We start from the raw sequence: 15,896 nt of genomic DNA, 5'->3' as shown, positions 1-15,896 counted from the left end.
GCTCCATGAGCCGCTGCATATTTGATAGCTGTCAGCGCTTTCGGGGTAAGCGCTGGAGGCCTTTTTCATCCAAATTTTTCAGAAACCTAATTGAAAACCTAATTGGGGTCAGATTCCAATTAAAAACCCAAAAGAATTGGAATCTGACCCCAATTGTTTGGGTCGTGTCATGCAGCGCTACAGGATCTCCAGCACCCGCTCCGGCGGGCGGCACAGCAGCGCACCGCGCGGGGTGACGACGATGGGCCGGTTCAGCAGTTCGGGGTGTACGGCCACGGCGGCGATCAGCTCGTCGTCGCTGCGCGCAGCATTGCCCAGGTCCAGCTCGGCGTAGGCTGCCTCCTTGCTGCGCAGCAGCTCGCGCACCGGCACAGCCAGGCGTTCCACCAACGCCTTGAGCTGCGCCGCATCCAGCGGGTGGGCGATGTAATCGACGATGACCGGCTCGATGCCGCGTTCACGCAGCAGCGCCAGTGCGCCGCGCGAATTGCTGCAACGGGCGTTGTGATAGAAGGTGATGTCGGGCGATGAGGGAGTCATGCCCGGCAGTTTAGGTTCAGCGTCTGGACGCGCGCAGCGTGCGGCTGAGCAATATGACCGGCACCAAACCCACGGCCACCAGCGCCAGCGAGGGCAGCGCCGCCTCGCCCAGGCGCTCGTCGCGCGCCAGCTGGTAGGCCACCACGGCCAGCGTGTCGCTGTTGAACGGGCGCAGCACCATCGTGGCGGGCAGCTCCTTCATCACGTCCACAAACACCAGCAGCGCTGCGGCCGACGCCGAGCGCTTGAGCAGCGGCCAGTGCACGCGCGAGAGCAGCTGCACGCCGCCCACGCCGAGCATGCGCGAGGAGTCGTCCAGGCTCATGGGGATGCGCGCGTAGCCGCTTTGCAGCGACTGCAGCGCCACCGCGCAAAAGCGCACCAGGTAGGCCCAGACGATGCCCACCGCCGTGGCCGTGACCAGTGCCGGCAGGCCCCAAGCGGGCGCCGCCTGCTGCACCCAGCCCACGGGCAGCAGCAGCCCCACCACGATGACGGCGCCCGGCACGGCGTAGCCCAGGCTGGCCAGGCGCACCACGGCGCGGGTGAAGGTGTCGCGGCTGCGGCGCACGGCAAAGGCCAGCACGAAGCTGATCGCCACCGCCAGTGCCGCCGTGATGCCGCCCAGCCGCACGCTGTTGCCGGCCCATTCGACGAAGCGCCCCCAGGGCAGCACCGACCAGTCGGCCGCCAGCGGGCGCAGCATGAACAGCACCGGCGCGAAAAAGCCCATGAACACCGGCACCAGGCACACGGCCCAGGCCAACACCCGCCCGCCCGTGCCCAGCCGCAGGGGTTCGGCCTCGGCCGAGCCGGCGCGGCCCACACCGCCCGCGGCAAAGCGCATGCGCCGCTGCGCGCGCAGCTCCAGGTGCAGCAGCAGCGCCACCAGCACCAGCAAGATGGTGGCCAGCTGCGCGGCGGCCAGGCGGTCGTCCATGGCCAGCCAAGCCTTGTAGATGCCCACGGTGAAGGTCTGGATGCCGAAGTAGCTGGTCACGCCGAAGTCCGCGAGCGTCTCCATCAGCACCAGCGCTACGCCGGCGGCTACGGCGGGGCGCGCCAGCGGCAGCGCCACCTGGGCGATGCGCCGCGCGGGCGATGCGCCGAGCAGGCGCGCCGCCTCCATCAGGTGCGCCGCGCGCTCGGACAGCGCCGTGCGCGCCAGCAGATAGACGTAGGGGTACAGCGAGAAGATGAAGACCCAGATGGCGCCCCACAGGCTGCGCACCTCGGGCAGCAGGCGCCCCTCCAGCCCGAAGGTCTCGCGCAGCCAGACCTGCAGCGGGCCGCTGAACTGCAAAAAGTCGGTGTAGGCATAGGCCGTGACATAGGCCGGCATGGCCAGGGGCAGCAGCAGCAGCCATTCCAGCGCCCGCCGGCCGGGAAAGTCGAACAGCGTGACGGTCGCCGCGCTGGCCGTGCCGACCACGGCGGCGCCCAGTGCCACGGCCAGCCCCAGGAGGACGGTGGTCCACAGGTACTCGGGCAGCACCGTGGCGGCCATCTCGCGCACGATGGCGCCGGCCTGCTCACCGCCCACCGTGCCGGGCAGCCAGGCGGCAAACACTGCCAGCACGGGCAGCACCAGCGCCAGGGACAGCAGGATCAGGAACGCGGAGCGCAGCGGCGCGGCAAGGAAGCGAGGCAAGGAGGGGGGAGCGCGAAAAGGGTGCACCAGGGGCGCGGCATCAAGCATGTGTAAGAGCCTGAACAGGCTGTGAGAGAAAAATGCCGTCCCGGCGCCGGCGCAGCGGCCAGCAATGCAAATGGGAATAATTCTACGCAACTTAAAATCCCGCCATGTTCCTGGAAGTCTCCCAACTGGACGTGCGCTACGGCCCACGCATGCAACCGGCCGTGCAGGGCGTGACGCTGGGCCTGGCGCCCGGCGAGATCGGCGTGCTGATCGGCCCCTCGGGCTGCGGCAAGACCACGCTGCTGCGCGCCGTGGCGGGGCTGGAGCCGGTGGCCGGCGGCAGCATCCGCCTAGGGGGCGAGCGGGTCGGGGCGCCCGGGCGCAGCGTGCCGCCGGAAGAGCGGCGCATCGGCATGGTGTTCCAGGACTACGCCCTGTTTCCGCACCTGTCGGTGGGGCGCAACGTGGCCTTCGGCGTGCAGGATTTGCCCAAGCCTGAGCAGGGCCAGCGCGTGCGCGAGGCGCTGGCGCTGGTCGGCCTGGCCGGCAGCGAGGCGCGCTTTCCGCACGAGCTGTCAGGCGGGCAGCAGCAGCGCGTGGCGCTGGCACGGGCCCTGGCCCCGCGCCCGCGGCTGATGCTGCTGGACGAGCCGTTTTCCAACCTGGACGTGGACCTGCGCGAGCGCCTGGCGCACGAGGTGCGCGGCATTTTGAAGGCGGCAGGCGCCACGGCGCTGTTCGTCACGCATGACCAGATGGAGGCCTTTGCCATCGGCGACCGCATCGGTGTGATGGAAGCCGGCCATCTGCACCAGTGGGACGACGCCTATGCCCTGTACCACCGCCCGGCCACGCGCTTTGTCGCCAGCTTCATCGGCCACGGCGTGTTCGCCCCGGCCGAGCTGGTCAACCAGGGCGGCCATGTGGTGGCACGCACGCCGCTGGGCGACCTGACGGACATCGATGGCTGCCCCCTGCCCTCGGCGTATGAGGATGCGCGCTGCGACGTGCTGCTGCGCCCCGACGACGTGGTGCACGACGACGCCGCGCCGGTACAGGCGCGTGTGCTGCGCAAGTCGTTTCGCGGCGCCGAGTTTCTCTACACGCTGGAGCTGGCCGGGGGCCTTACGGTGATGGCCCACGTGCCCAGCCACCATGACCACGCCGTGGGCGAGTGGATCGGCATTCGCCCACAGGTGGACCATGTGGTCACCTTTGCCCGCGCCTGAGCCGGCCCCGGATTTTTCGGAAAAGGCTCAAGGCTTGGCAGCGGGCCGCTGCAGGCGCTCCAGCGTGCCCAGATCGATCTGCGCCATGGCAGCCTGCACCTGCTGAAGGGGCACGTTCGTGCCCTCCACGCTGACCAGCATGCCGTTCTTCAGGATCGCACGCAGCTCGGCCTGGCTGCCGTCCTTGGCATAGCTGTGCTGCATGGTGCGGCCATTGTCCTGCCAGGTCTTGTCCACCGAATCTTCCGTTTCGCTCTCGCCCTGCACCAGTCCGGCCATCTGCGCCAGCTGGCCCATGGGGCCGCTGTCCACGATGGAGATGGTGACCGTGCGCTCGCCGCTGCCGTATTCGGCTTCGGCCTGGCTGATAGGGATGCCCAGGGCCGCGCCGTCGTGCGCGTTGAAGGCCGTGCGCGGCAGGCCGGCCACGCTGGCCGGCAGCGCCGCCTTGAAGGCTGCCAGGTTTGCCGAGGCGCCGGCCGCACCAGTCGCTGCGGGCGCGCCGCCGGCCTGCGCGGCCGTGCCTGCCGCCTCCTGCATCTTCTTGCCCCTCTCTTCCAGACGGGCGGTGTCCACCGTCACCCGGCCCTGCGGGGTGTCAATGACCACGGCAGGCGCACCGCCCACGCGGCCCAGGGCCGAGGGCGCGGCCGGACTGGCCAGGGAGACCACCGCCGCCATCACCGCGCCAATCACCAGCGCCGCCAGCACCACCACGGCGGTGTAGGGCAGCGCACGCGCGGCGGGGCTGCGCATCAGCACCGGCAGGCCCAGGTACAGCAGGTAGAGCGAATACAGCGCCGCCACCAGGCCCAGGATGGCCAGCATGGGCAGCAGGCTGAACAGGCCGCCCAGCATGGCGGCCGTGCTGGCATATACCGCCACTTTCAGCGCCTGCAGCGGATTGCGCGTGCCGCCGAATGTGGGCGCCAGTGCATTGATGACCAGCGACAGCACGTACACCCCCACGATGCTGAGCACATAGGACAGCACCATGTTGACCAGCCCGGCCGCCAAAGGCAGGCGAAAGCGGTAGCCCGCGCCGCCCACGCCGATCAGCGACAGGCCGATGAAGGCGCACACGGCAGGGATGGCCGCCAGGATCATCAGGTAGCCCGTGACGAGCTGCCCGGTGCTGGCCGGTTCGGTGTCGATCTCCGCCCAGGCCTGGCGGGGCCTGAGGATGATGGCGGTTGCGCGTTCGATGAGTCTCACGGTGGTCCCCTCTTCTTGGGTCAGGTGCAGCTTGTCTTGTCAGACGCCATGCGCCGCGCCGGGCGCGGCAAGCGCGAACGTTAGCGCAGCGCTGCGGCGGCCCTGCGCTTGTAACGGGGAAGTTACCACCGCCCGTGGCGCGGGAGCCTCAGGCCTGGCGCAGCCGCTCCACGCCGGCCTGCAGCGACCGGGCCCAGGCACGCCGCTCGCGCCCGGCTGCCGGCTCGGGCGCGCCAAAGTGCACCTGCGCGACCAGCGCCGGCGCCGCTAGCGTGCGCCAGACGGCGCGCAGCAGGCTCTCGTCGCCCGGCCAGCAGGGCGCGTAGCTGGGCGCGCCGCTGGCGGCATCGGCAAAGCCCAGGGCCACGGGCTGCACCGGCGCGCCGCTGGCGATGGCCGACTGCAGCAAATTGGCGTGAAAGGGCAGCAGCGTGCGCCCGTCGCCCGTCGTGCCCTCGGGAAACACGGCCAGCACCTGGCCCTGCGCCAGGGCGGCGCGCATCAGCTCCAGCGTGCGCAGCATGCCGCGGCGCGACTCGCGCGCCAGGTAGAGCGTGCCCGCGGCGGTGGCCAGGGTGCCCACCAGCGGCCAGTCCTGCACGTCGTCCTTGGAGACGAAGCGGCAGTAGCGCGCCGCGTGCAGCATCGGAATGTCCAGCCAGGACGAGTGGTTGGCCACCAGCAGCACCGGCCCGCCCAGGGGCGGCGTGCCGCGCACCTGCAGCCGTATGCCGGCGTGGCCCAGCAGCGCCAGCGACCAGGCCTGCACGCGGGCCTGGCGCTGGTCTTCCTGCAGCCGCGGAAAGCGCAGCGCCACGATGGCCAGGCCCAGCAACAGGTGGGCGGCGATGCGCGCCAGCCGCCACAGCGCGCGCAGCGTGCGCACCGCGCGCAGGCTCAGCGCTCGAATGCGACCTGCCCGCCCACCAGGGTGGCGCGCACGCGCGCAGGCAGTTCGTAGCCGGAGAACGGCGTGTGCCGGCCCTGGCTGGCCAGCGCCGCGGCCTGCACGGTCCAGTGGGTGCCCGCATCCACGATGCACAGGTCGCCCACGCCCCCCTCGGCAAGGCGGCCGACGCTGGCCTGCAGCGTGCCCAGCGAGGCGCCCAGCACCCGCGCCGGCTCGGCGGTGACGGCAGCCAGCGCGCGCGCCAGGGGCACGCCAGCGTCCTGCGACCACTTGACGGCCACCGACAGCAGCAGCTCCAGCCCGGTGGCGCCGGCCTCGGCTTCGGCAAAAGGCAGCGCCTTGGCGTCGTCGTCCACCGGCGTGTGGTCGGAGACCAGCGCGTCGATGGTGCCGTCGGCCAGGCCGGCGGACAGCGCCTCGCGGTCGCGCTGCTGGCGCAGCACCGGCGTGAGGCGCGCGCGGCTGTCGAAGTAGCCGATATCGGTGTCGGTGAACATGAGCGAGTTGATGCTCACGTCACAGCTGACGGGCAGACCCGCCGCCTTGGCCTGGCGCACCAGATCCACCCCGGCGCTGCTGGACAGGCGGCACAGGTGCACGCGCGCGCCGGTGGTTTTCATCAGCTCGAAGATGGTGTGCAGCGCAATGGTCTCGGCCGCCACCGGCACGCCGGACAGGCCCATGCGCGTGGCCAGCGGGCCGCTGGCGGCTACGCCGCGGCCCAGGTGCAGCTCTTGCGGGCGCAGCCAGACGGTGTAGCCGAAGGTGGCGGCGTACTGCAGCGCGCGCTGCAGCACCTGGGTGCTGGGCAGCTGCACCTCGGCCTGGGAAAAGCCCACGCAGCCGGCCTCGGTCAGCTCGGCCATCTCGGTCAGCACCTCCCCGGCCAGCCCGCGCGTGAGCGCCCCCAGCGGGAACAGGCGCGCCTGGTGCAGCTTTTCGGCGCGGAACTTCAGCATCTGCACCAGGCCCGGCTCGTCCAGCACCGGGTCGGTGTCGGGCGGGCAGACCAGGCTGGTCACGCCGCCGGCCACGGCCGCGGCCATCTCGGATTCGAGCATGCCCTCGTGCTCGTAGCCGGGCTCGCGCAGCCGCGCGGCCAAGTCCACCAGGCCGGGCAGTACCAGGCAGCCGCTGGCATCGATGCGCCGCGCCGGCGCAAAGCCCTCGGGCAGCCGGTCCACGGCAATGATGCGCCCGGCCGCCAGCGCCACGCTGCACACCTGGTCCAGCCCGCTGGCGGGGTCGATGACGCGGCCGTTTTCGATCAGGATTTTCATGGTTTATCAGCAAAAAGGCCGCTAACGCTTGCTGGTCAAGCGCAAGCAGCTATCAAATAAGTAGCACTCAGTTCTCCCCACCCCAGGCCAGAAGCCACCGCGGACCAGGCTTCGCCGGTCCGGTGATGGCGTCCCCCTGGGGGGAAGCAGCACAGCGGCTCAGGGGGGTCAAGCGTCGTTCCCCGCGACGATGGACATAACGGCCATGCGCACGGCGATGCCGAAGGTCACCTGCGGCAGGATCACCGCCTGCGGCCCGTCCACCACGGCGGAGTCGATCTCCACGCCGCGGTTGATGGGGCCGGGGTGCATGACGATGGCGTCGGGCTTGGCCAGGAGCAGCTTCTCGGGCGTCAGGCCGAAGCTTTTGGAGTACTCCTGGCTGGAAGGCAGCAGCGCGCCGCTCATGCGCTCGTTTTGCAGCCGCAGCGTGATGACCACGTCGCAGCCGCGAATGCCGTCTTCCAGGTTGTGGAACACGCGCACGCCCATGTGCGACAGATCGGACGGCACCAGCGTGCGCGGGCCCACCACGCGCACCTCGGCCGCGCCCAGCGTGGTCAGCGCGTGGATGTCCGAGCGCGCCACGCGCGAGTGCAGCACGTCGCCGACGATGGCCACCGTGAGGTTGGAAAAATCGCGCTTGTAGTGCCGGATGGTGTACATGTCCAGCAGCCCCTGCGTGGGGTGCGAGTGGCGCCCGTCGCCAGCATTCACCACGTGCACGTGAGGCGCCACGTGCTGGGCGATCAGGTAGGGCGCGCCGGACTCGCTGTGGCGCACCACAAACAGGTCGGCGGCCATGGCCGAGAGGTTGTCGATGGTGTCCAGCAGCGTCTCGCCCTTGGCGGTGGAAGAGCGCGCGATGTCCAGGTTGAAGACATCGGCCGACAGGCGCTTGGCGGCGATCTCGAAGGTGGTGCGGGTGCGCGTGCTGTTCTCGAAGAACAGGTTGAACACGCTCTTGCCGCGCAAGAGTGGCACCTTCTTGACCTCGCGGTCGTTGACGCTGACGAAGTTGGCGGCCGTGTCCAGGATGTGGGTCAGCGTGTCGCGCGGCAGCCCTTCGATGGACAGCAGGTGGATCAGCTCGCCGTTCTTGTTCAGTTGGGGGTTGCGCTTGTACAGCACCGTCAGGCCTCTTTGACGTCGAAATGGAAGGCGCCGGCTTCGGTGCGGGCCAGCGCCAGCGACTGGCTGGGCGCAAGCAGCACACGGGCGGCCGCGAACTCGGCGGCGACCGGCAGCTCGCGCCCGCCGCGGTCCACCAGCACGGCCAGGCGCACGCGCGCCGGGCGGCCATAGTCGAACAGCTCGTTGAGCACGGCGCGCACGGTGCGGCCGGTGTAGAGCACGTCGTCCAGCACCAGGATGTCGGCGCCGTTCACGTCGAACGGCAGCTGGGTCTGCGCGCTGGCGGCCAGGCCCCGGCGGGCGAAGTCGTCGCGGTGCAGCGACGAGGACAGCACGCCAGGCGCATCCGCCAGGCCCAGGTCGCGCTGCAGCCGCTCGGCCAGCCAGGCGCCGCCGGAGGTGATGCCGGCCAGCCGGGTGCCCGGCGCCAGCAGCGCGCGCACGCCGCGCGCGAGCTCCGCGTACAGCGCCTCGGCGTCCAGCAGCAGGTGGCCGGGCCGGTTGGCGTCAGGATGGGTCATGGGGGAGGCTCCTCAGAAACTGTTCCAGGATGATGCAGGCCGCACCCGCATCGGCGTCGCGCGCGCCGTCCTCCAGCGCGGCGGTGGTGCTGTAGCGCTCGTCCACGCCATACACGGGCAGGCCGAAGCGGCCGCGCAGCTGGCGCGAGAACTTCAGGGCGCGCTCGGTGTTCTCATGGGCCGTGCCGTCGGGGTGCACGGGAATGCCCACCACCAGCGCGTCGGGCTGCCACTCGCGGATGCGCTCGGCCACCTGGGCAAAGCGGGCGTCCGCGCCCTCGGCGCGGATGGTCGCCTGGGGCGAGGCGGTGCCCAGCATGCGCGTGCCCACGGCCACGCCCGTGCGCTTGGCGCCAAAGTCAAAGGCCAGGAAGGTCTGGAAGTGCGGCGGGACCGCGTCAGCGGCAGGGGTGGCGACGGCGGCAGCGGGCGCGCCGCTCATGCGTGCCCCGCCTCGGGCGAGAGCATCCAGGACTGCAGGCCCAGCAGGGCCAGGGCGCGGTCGTAGCGCTCGGGCACGGGCGCGTCGAAGATGACCTGGGGGTCGGCCTCCACCGTCAGCCAGCTGTTTTCGGCCAGCTCGGATTCAAGCTGCCCTTCACCCCAGGAGGCATAGCCCAGCGTGACCAGCACGCGCCGCGGGCCTACGCCGTGCGACAGGGCTTCCAGCACGTCCTTAGAGGTGGTCATCTGCAGGTAGCCGCCGGCGATCGACATCGTGGAGGCGTAGGGCGACTGGTCGCCGTCGTCGGGCACCGCCTGCACTGCCTGCTCGGTCTGCATAGCATCGTGCAGCACGAAGCCGCGCTCGGTCTGCAGCGGGCCGCCGTGAAAGACCGGGGCCGCGGCCAGATCCTGGCGGCCCAGCGTCAGGTCCACCTTCTCCAGCAGGCCTTCCAGCTTGATGCCCATGGGCTTGTTGATCACGAGCCCGAGCGCGCCGCGCTCGCTGTGTTCGCACAGATAGACCACGCTGCGCGAGAAGAACGACTCACTTTCCCCCAGCCCCGGCATGGCGATGAGGAAGTGGTGGGTCAGGTTCATCGTGGGCGTGCTGGAGGCGGACATGCGGCGATTTTACGGCCTTGACCTGCTGCCGGGCCGCTGCCATGCCCCTCGGCGGCGCACGTGAAAACGGCCCGGCAGGACACGCCTGTCGGGCCGTTCGCGAGAACCGGCGGCAGCAGCGCGCTCTAGCCGCCCGCGAGCTCCACCAGCGCCGCCTCGCGGGCGTAGCGCTGCACCAGGCCCAGCAGTTCCTCGTCCGAGTACGGCTTGCCCAGGTAGTGGTTCACGCCCAGCTCCATGGCGTGCTCACGGTGCTTTTGGGCGATGCGCGAGGTGATCATGATGATGGGCAGCTCGCGCAGCGCCTCGTCGGCACGGATGTTGCGCGCCAGATCGAACCCGTCCATGCGCGGCATCTCGATGTCCGACAGCACGACGGCCGGGCGCTCTTCCTGCAGCCGCTCCAGGGCCTGCAGGCCGTCCGCTGCCAACGCCACGCGGTAGCCCTCGCGGGCCAGCAGGCGCTGGGTGACGCGGCGCACGGTGATGGAGTCGTCCACCACCAGCACCAGCGGCACCTGGGGCGCCGCTGCCATCAGGGGCGCCTGGGGCACGGCCGCGCCGCCGTCGTGCGGCTGCAGTGCCTGCTCGCTTGCTGCGCGCAGCTGCTCGCCGTATACCGTGGCCAGGGCCACCGGGTTGTAGATGAGCACTACGGCACCGGAGGCCAGCACCGACATGCCCGCCAGGCCCGGCAGGCGCGACAGCTGCGGCCCCAGGTTCTTGACCACGACTTCCTGGTTGCCCAGCACTTCATCCACGTGCATGGCGATGCGCTGCGAGGCGCTGCGCAGCACCACCACCGGCCGGCTGCGGCCGGCGGTCTCGGCGCTGGCGCGTGTGGATTGCAGCAACGCGCCGCCCCAGTAGAAGGCCAGCTGCTCGCCACCGTGCTCAAAGGTCTGGCTGGCGTAGGCGGCATCGACCTCGGCGCCGCTGCTGCGGCGCACGATCTCCACCAGGTTGGCGGGCACGCCGAAGGTCAGGTGCCCGGTGCGCAGCATGACCACCTGCGTCACGGCCGTCGTCAGGGGCAGCACCATGCGGAAGGTGGTGCCGCGCCCGCGCTCGGTCTCGGTCTCGATGCGGCCGCCCAGCGCGCTCACCTCCGAGCGCAGCACGTCCATGCCGATGCCCCGGCCGGACAGGCCCGTGACCTCGGCGGCCGTGGAAAAGCCCGGCATGAAGATCAGGTTGGCTGCTTCGGCCGGAGTGATCTGCGCGCCCGCCTCGATCAGCCCTTGCGAGACGGCCTTGTCGCGGATGCGCTCCACGTCCAGGCCGGCGCCATCGTCGTGGAAGGCCACCGACACGTCGTTGCCCTCATGGCCCAGACCGATGGTGATGGTGCCTGCTGCCGGCTTGCCGGCCGCAACGCGCGCCTCGGCGCCCTCGATGCCGTGGCCCACACAGTTGCGCAGCAGATGCTCGAACGCCGGAGCCATGCGGTCCAGCACGCCGCGGTCCATCTCGATGGAGCCGCCGGCGATGTCCAGCTTGATCTGCTTGCCCGTCTCCTTGGAGGCCTGGCGCACCACGGCGTACAGGCGCTCGGAGATGCTGTCGAACTCCACCATGCGGGTGCGCAGCAGGTCGCGCTGCAGCTCGCGTGCCTGGCGGCCCTGCGCGATCAGGTCGTCCTCGGCGCCTTCCATGGCGCGCTGCATGTTGCGCTGCACGGTGGCCACGTCGTTGACCGACTCGGCCATCATGCGCGTGAGTTCCTGCACGCGGGTGAAGCGGTCGAACTCCAGCGGATCGAAGCCGACCGCCATGTCCTTGGACAAGGCCAGGCGCGACTGCATCTGCGTTTCGGCCTGCACCTCGATGTCGCGCAGCTGCTGGCGCAGGCGCTCCAGGTTGCCCGTCAGGTCGCCCAGCGAGCCGCGCAGCTGGCCCATGTGCACTTCCAGGCGCGAGCGGGCGATCATCACCTCACCGGCCTGGTTGACCAGGCGGTCCAGCAGCTGGGCGCGCACGCGCATCGTCTGGTTGCTGCCCATGCGCACCGGCGTGGCCGCCGTGATGGGCCGCGCCAGGGGCTGGCGCGCGGCCGCGGTTGCGGCTGCCGGCTCTGCGGTGGTCGCCTGCGCCGGCGCCGCCTCGACGGGCGCAACCGCCACGGCTTCGGTCAGCGGCTGAGCGCCGATGGTGCGCAGCGCGTCGAAGTCGGCCTGCAGGGCATCCAGGTGGGCCAGCAGCGGCTCGACGTGGACGGACTGCACGCCCTCCAGGTCGATCTGCTCGACGGCGCTTTCCAGCCGGTGCGACATCTCGCCCAGGCGCATGGCGCCGGCCAGCCGCGCACTGCCCTTGAGCGTGTGCAGGGCACGCAGCAGCTCGCTGCGCGCGCCCAGGTTGTCCGGCCGGGCGGCCCACTGGCGCAGTGCGCCGCCAATGCGCGGCAGCAGCTCCACGGCCTCTTCCTCGAAGATCGGGAAGAGGTCCGGGTCGATGATGTCCAGGGCGTCGATGTCGTCGTCGATATCCACGGCCGCGGCCACGGCATGGGCGATGGCGGCGTCGATCTCGCGCTCGCGCTCGGCCTGGCGGGCGTCCGCTACGCTGGCCGCCAGCGAGGGCGGGGGCGCGGCGGGCGGCAGTGCCGGGATGTCCTCCCGCGCCAGCTCATCCGTCCAGGGGCCCAGGTCACCGTCCGCTGCCTGCAGTGGCGCGCGGGCGCTGGTGACCTCGATATCCAGGATCTCGCCCAGCTGCGCGAGCACCTGCGGATTGGGCTCTTTAAGGAAGCCGGCGGCAAACTGGTGCAGCAGCCGGCGGATGTCTTCCGCCGCCGCATTGGCCACTTGGGCGTGCTCGGGCAGGCCGCCGGGCAGCAGCTGCAGGTGCTCCAGCGCGTGCTCCAGCGTGCGCGAGAGCTCGGACAGCGCCGTAAAGCCCACGGTAGCGGAGCTGCCGGCCAGCGAATGGGCCAGCGCCACGGCCATGTCGGGCAGCGGGTGAGGCAGCTCCAGCGACCATTCCTGCAACGCGGTGACGAGGCGGCGCGACCATTCGTCCGCTTCGTTGAGATAGACGTTGTACAGCGGGATGCCGATGCGCAGGTGCTCAATGACCTTGACCGCCTCGTCGCTGCCGGCGGCATACGCCTCCGCCGGGGCCGGCGTCTCCTCCTCCAAAGCCACCGGCAGTTCTGCGGGTTGCCGCTCCTGCGGCGCTGGCTGCACCTCGTCCTGCGGCGCTTCTTCCTCGGGCAGCGGCGTCGGCTCCTGCGGCAATTCGGCGGTGAGGAAGGGCTCGGCAGCGGCCTCGGCCACTTCCGGCTCCGGCTCCAGCTCCAGCTCCGGCTCCGGCTGTAGTTCCGCCTGCGGTTCCGGCTTCGGTTCCGGCTGCGGATCATGCGGCCGCGCTTCGGCGGCATCCTGTGCCGGCAGGAGCTCCTCGTCGCCAGCCTCCAGCATCAACTCGGCATCGAGCTCGGCAGCACCGAGGAAGAAGGTGTCTTCGCGCGGCGTGGCAGGCGCGGGCGGCAGCTCGGCCGGTGCCAGCGTGGGTGCCTCTGCCGCACCGAGCGCCTGCTCGAAGAAGGCGAAGTCGATCTCCTCGGCCTCGGCCAAGTCGGGCGGCGCCAGGGCAGCGTCCTGATCGGCGTCAAGGGAGGTGTCGGCAAAATCCGGCAGTGGCTCGGCCTCGGTCTGGCCGGTGGAAACCGGCAGCTCCAACGGCGCCGGCTCGGACAGATCGAAGTCGAGCAGCGGCAGGTCGTCCGAGGCGTCCAGGGCCGCGCCGGCCCCTGCCAGCGCGGGCTCGGCCAGCTGCGGGGTATCCAGCGCATCGGCGGCCCGCTGCGGCTCATCCGCGTCCTGCACGCCAGCAGGCGCCTGTGGGTCTGCCTGCGGTGCCGGCCCGGCGGCGGGCGCGGCCAAGTCTGGCGATGGCAGGGGCGACAGCGCCAGCTCGACCAGCGTGCCGTCCAGGCGCATGGCATCGGCGGCCACGCGGAAGGGCTGTGCCTGCCAATCGTCCGCGCGGCCTGCGCCGATGTCGCTCGCCCAGCGCCCAAAGGCCTCCAGGGTCTGCCGCGACAGCTGCAAGAGCGGCGGCTGCATGGGCTTTTGCTCGGCCAGCCAGGCGTTGAGCGCCTGCTCCATGGCCCAGGCAGCCTCGCCGAACTCGGCCAGGCCCACCATGCGCGAGCTGCCCTTGAGTGTGTGGAACGCCCGGCGCAGCGTGGTCTGCTCGCTCAGCTCGCCGGGAGCGGCGTGCAGCGCGTCGATGGCGGCAAAGCCGGTGTCCACCACCTCGCGTGCTTCTTCCAGGAAGATGTCCAGCAGCTCGTCGTCGCTGTCCTCGTCGGTGGCGGCGGCAGGCGGCGCGACCGGCGCGGGTGCCGGCACAGGCGCAGACGCTGCGGGTGCCGGCGCAGGCGCAGGCGCGGCGACCTGCTCGGGCCGCAGCGGGGCGGCGGGTGCGGCATCGACGTCGGGCACCGCCAGCGCTGCGGCGGCCGGCTCGGTCTGCGGCGTGGACGGTGCGTCGTATGCAGGCGCGGCGGGCGCCGGCTCCTGCGCTTCAGCAGGGCGTGCGCGGCCCATCAGGATGCGCAGCTCGCCCAGCTCCTCGTCATAGACGAACAGCTTGCGCGCCATGGCGCGCTGGTAGCTGAGCATGTCGATCAGGAAGCCCAGGGCGCCCAGGCTGCTGCCCAGCTTCTCGAAAGTCTGTGCCTGGTCCGCTTCAGCCACGGCGCCGGTCATCAGGCGCTCGGCGGTGTCGCGCATGCGGGCCACTGCCAGCGAGGCCTGGTCCAGCCCCAGCACGGACAACACGCCGCGCATCTGCTGCAGCTTGGCGGGTACCGTGCCCAGCACGGTGGTCTGGCCGGGGTCGCGGAAGAACTGGTCCATGCAGTTTTCCACGTCGGCCAGCGAGGCGCGCAGCTCGTCCACCACGCTGCCCATGGTCTGGTGGTCGCTGACGCGCCGGTACAGCTCCTCCATCCACGGCTCCAGCGGCTGGGGCTCGCCGCCAGCGATGACGCCGTCCAGGCGCTGCGCCAGGCAGTCGGCGCGCTGATCCATGTGCTCGCGTGCCGTGTCCAGTTCCTCGAACGAGGCCTGCAGGTACAGCACGGCCGTGGCCACCTCCATGGCCAGGGCAGCCGAGGGCGGCTCGCCCGTGCGCGTGGTGGCATCCACGGCGCGGGTCAACGCCTGGGCCAGGTCTTCGCTGTCAGGGTGGAGCTTGCGCAGCGAATCGCACACCAGGCTGAACTGGTCAGCCGCCGGCTTGAGCTTGTTGCGATCGCCGCCGGCCAGTGCGGACCAGGTCTCGGTAGCTGCGGCGATGCGCTTGCGCGCCTGGGCCAGGAGGGCCGGGTCATGCAGGCCGAAGCGGGCCTGCTCGTAGTCCACAGCCTTGTGCTGCGACAGCCCGAAGGCCTGGCGCACGGCGGCCAGCGCCGGCATGGCGGCGCCCTGCGGCGGCACGGCCTGGGCGCAGAAGAACAACAGGTCCTGCACCAGTCGGTCGTTGATGGCTGGCTCGCCCTTGGCCAGCGAGGCGTACTGCAACAGCACCCGGGAAGCCACGCGCTTGGCATAGACGTCCGGCTGGAGCACGCCCTGGGCCAGCGCTTCGAAGAAGCCGGCGCAAATCTTCCAGAAGGAGCGCGCGTGGCGCTCGGTCTGCGCGGCGGCCAGGCCCAGGCTGACGGCATGCAGCTCTGCCGCGGCCTGCCGCTCGCCACTCTTGACGATGCGCAGTACGGCGCTGTCCAGGCGCGCCCGGGAGGTGGTGTCGTAAGCCAGCGGCTCGGCGCCCAGCTGCAGCTCGGGTTCGCGAAAGCGCCGCTCCACGGGCCACAGGTCGGCCGGATGCACGCGCTCGGCGCCAGCCAGGGCCTGCGCCTGGCGGTATTGCGGAAACAGCGCCACCGGCGAGACCGATTTGCCCGCCAGCACATGCTCCAGGTATTCGATCAGCGCGAAGCTGGCGCGCTCGATGACGGCCGCGGCCTCGTCGCTGCACAGCTCGGGGCGCTGCACAAAACGCTGGACGGCATTTTCCAGGGCGCGCACGATCAGCGCCGGCTGACCCATGCCGACCATCTCCAGCGCGCCGCCGGCCTGGTGCAGCTGCTGACGCGCGATGCGCAGGGCGCTGGCATCGAGCGAGGCCAGATCGGATTCCCGGGCCACCTCGGCATCGCGCACGAAGCGGCGCATGGCCTTGACCGACCCTTCCAGGGATTTGCGGAGTTCATCCAGAACCCAGGCCAGGGGGCCGAGGTCCTGCTCGCCCTGGGTCCATTCCTGGCCCATTGCGCTTGCGACGTCCGTAGATGACATGCGTTCGTCCTGGGCTGCCGCGCAGCCGGCTCGTTGAAGGATAGGGGGC

At 71.0% G+C, this 15,896-nt stretch carries 11 protein-coding genes; 1 reads left to right on the top strand and 10 read right to left on the bottom strand.

From position 1 onward, the window contains the following. Positions 1–177 precede the first annotated feature (177 nt). A complete protein-coding gene (gene arsC / locus C7H73_RS04610) occupies positions 178–540 on the bottom strand; it encodes an arsenate reductase (glutaredoxin) (protein WP_106845564.1) in 363 nt (120 codons plus the stop codon). A gap of 16 nt (positions 541–556) precedes the next feature. Further along, entirely contained in the window at positions 557–2,239 is a 1,683-nt protein-coding gene (locus tag C7H73_RS04605) for an ABC transporter permease (RefSeq protein WP_106845563.1), read from the bottom strand. Between the two features lie 104 nt (positions 2,240–2,343). Between C7H73_RS04605 and C7H73_RS04600 the strand changes: the two genes are divergently transcribed. Further along, positions 2,344–3,408, top strand: a complete 1,065-nt coding sequence (locus C7H73_RS04600) for an ABC transporter ATP-binding protein (protein ID WP_106845562.1) — start codon at positions 2,344–2,346, stop codon at positions 3,406–3,408. Between the two features lie 27 nt (positions 3,409–3,435). On the opposite strand, the gene C7H73_RS04595 is transcribed toward C7H73_RS04600, so the two are convergent. The 8 genes from C7H73_RS04595 to C7H73_RS04560 form a co-directional block, all read right to left on the bottom strand. Continuing rightward, positions 3,436–4,623, bottom strand: a complete 1,188-nt coding sequence (locus C7H73_RS04595; RefSeq protein ID WP_106845561.1) for a Yip1 family protein — start codon at positions 4,621–4,623, stop codon at positions 3,436–3,438. 148 nt (positions 4,624–4,771) lie between these two features. After that, positions 4,772–5,509 carry a lysophospholipid acyltransferase family protein gene (locus tag C7H73_RS04590; protein WP_106845560.1) on the bottom strand — a complete coding sequence of 246 codons (738 nt, stop codon included), beginning with the start codon at positions 5,507–5,509 and terminating at the stop codon, positions 4,772–4,774. Between the two features lie 11 nt (positions 5,510–5,520). Continuing rightward, complete coding sequence (locus C7H73_RS04585; RefSeq protein ID WP_106845559.1) at positions 5,521–6,813, bottom strand: dihydroorotase; 1,293 nt, start codon at positions 6,811–6,813, stop codon at positions 5,521–5,523. A gap of 168 nt (positions 6,814–6,981) precedes the next feature. After that, positions 6,982–7,944 carry an aspartate carbamoyltransferase catalytic subunit gene (locus C7H73_RS04580; RefSeq protein ID WP_106845558.1) on the bottom strand — a complete coding sequence of 321 codons (963 nt, stop codon included), beginning with the start codon at positions 7,942–7,944 and terminating at the stop codon, positions 6,982–6,984. A 2-nt stretch (positions 7,945–7,946) separates the two neighbouring features. Next, entirely contained in the window at positions 7,947–8,468 is a 522-nt protein-coding gene (pyrR, locus tag C7H73_RS04575; RefSeq protein WP_106845557.1) for a bifunctional pyr operon transcriptional regulator/uracil phosphoribosyltransferase PyrR, read from the bottom strand. Then, positions 8,455–8,910, bottom strand: a complete 456-nt coding sequence (gene ruvX, locus C7H73_RS04570) for a Holliday junction resolvase RuvX (RefSeq protein ID WP_106845556.1) — start codon at positions 8,908–8,910, stop codon at positions 8,455–8,457. Before ruvX ends, pyrR begins: the two co-directional genes overlap by 14 nt. Further along, a complete protein-coding gene (locus C7H73_RS04565) occupies positions 8,907–9,536 on the bottom strand; it encodes a YqgE/AlgH family protein (protein ID WP_106845555.1) in 630 nt (209 codons plus the stop codon). Before C7H73_RS04565 ends, ruvX begins: the two co-directional genes overlap by 4 nt. 125 nt (positions 9,537–9,661) lie before the next feature. Beyond that, positions 9,662–15,847, bottom strand: a complete 6,186-nt coding sequence (locus C7H73_RS04560; RefSeq protein ID WP_106845554.1) for a hybrid sensor histidine kinase/response regulator — start codon at positions 15,845–15,847, stop codon at positions 9,662–9,664. Between the last annotated feature and the right edge of the window lie 49 nt (positions 15,848–15,896).

The sequence above is a fragment of the Pulveribacter suum genome (genome assembly GCF_003013695.1).
Classification (GTDB): Bacteria; Pseudomonadota; Gammaproteobacteria; order Burkholderiales; family Burkholderiaceae_C; genus Melaminivora; species Melaminivora suum.
Note: the sequence above shows the minus strand (reverse complement) of the source record. Positions and strands in the feature narration are given on the sequence as shown.

Excerpts from the sequence above, each read along its gene's own strand:
- C7H73_RS04565 (WP_106845555.1), bottom strand. The coding sequence starts at position 9,536 with ATGTCCGCCTCCAGCACGCCCACGATGAACCTGACCCACCACTTCCTC.
- C7H73_RS04605 (WP_106845563.1), bottom strand. The coding sequence starts at position 2,239 with ATGCTTGATGCCGCGCCCCTGGTGCACCCTTTTCGCGCTCCCCCCTCC.
- C7H73_RS04585 (WP_106845559.1), bottom strand. The coding sequence starts at position 6,813 with ATGAAAATCCTGATCGAAAACGGCCGCGTCATCGACCCCGCCAGCGGG.
- C7H73_RS04600 (WP_106845562.1), top strand. The coding sequence starts at position 2,344 with ATGTTCCTGGAAGTCTCCCAACTGGACGTGCGCTACGGCCCACGCATG.
- arsC (WP_106845564.1), bottom strand. The coding sequence starts at position 540 with ATGACTCCCTCATCGCCCGACATCACCTTCTATCACAACGCCCGTTGC.
- C7H73_RS04560 (WP_106845554.1), bottom strand. The coding sequence starts at position 15,847 with ATGTCATCTACGGACGTCGCAAGCGCAATGGGCCAGGAATGGACCCAG.
- pyrR (WP_106845557.1), bottom strand. The coding sequence starts at position 8,468 with ATGACCCATCCTGACGCCAACCGGCCCGGCCACCTGCTGCTGGACGCC.
- ruvX (WP_106845556.1), bottom strand. The coding sequence starts at position 8,910 with ATGAGCGGCGCGCCCGCTGCCGCCGTCGCCACCCCTGCCGCTGACGCG.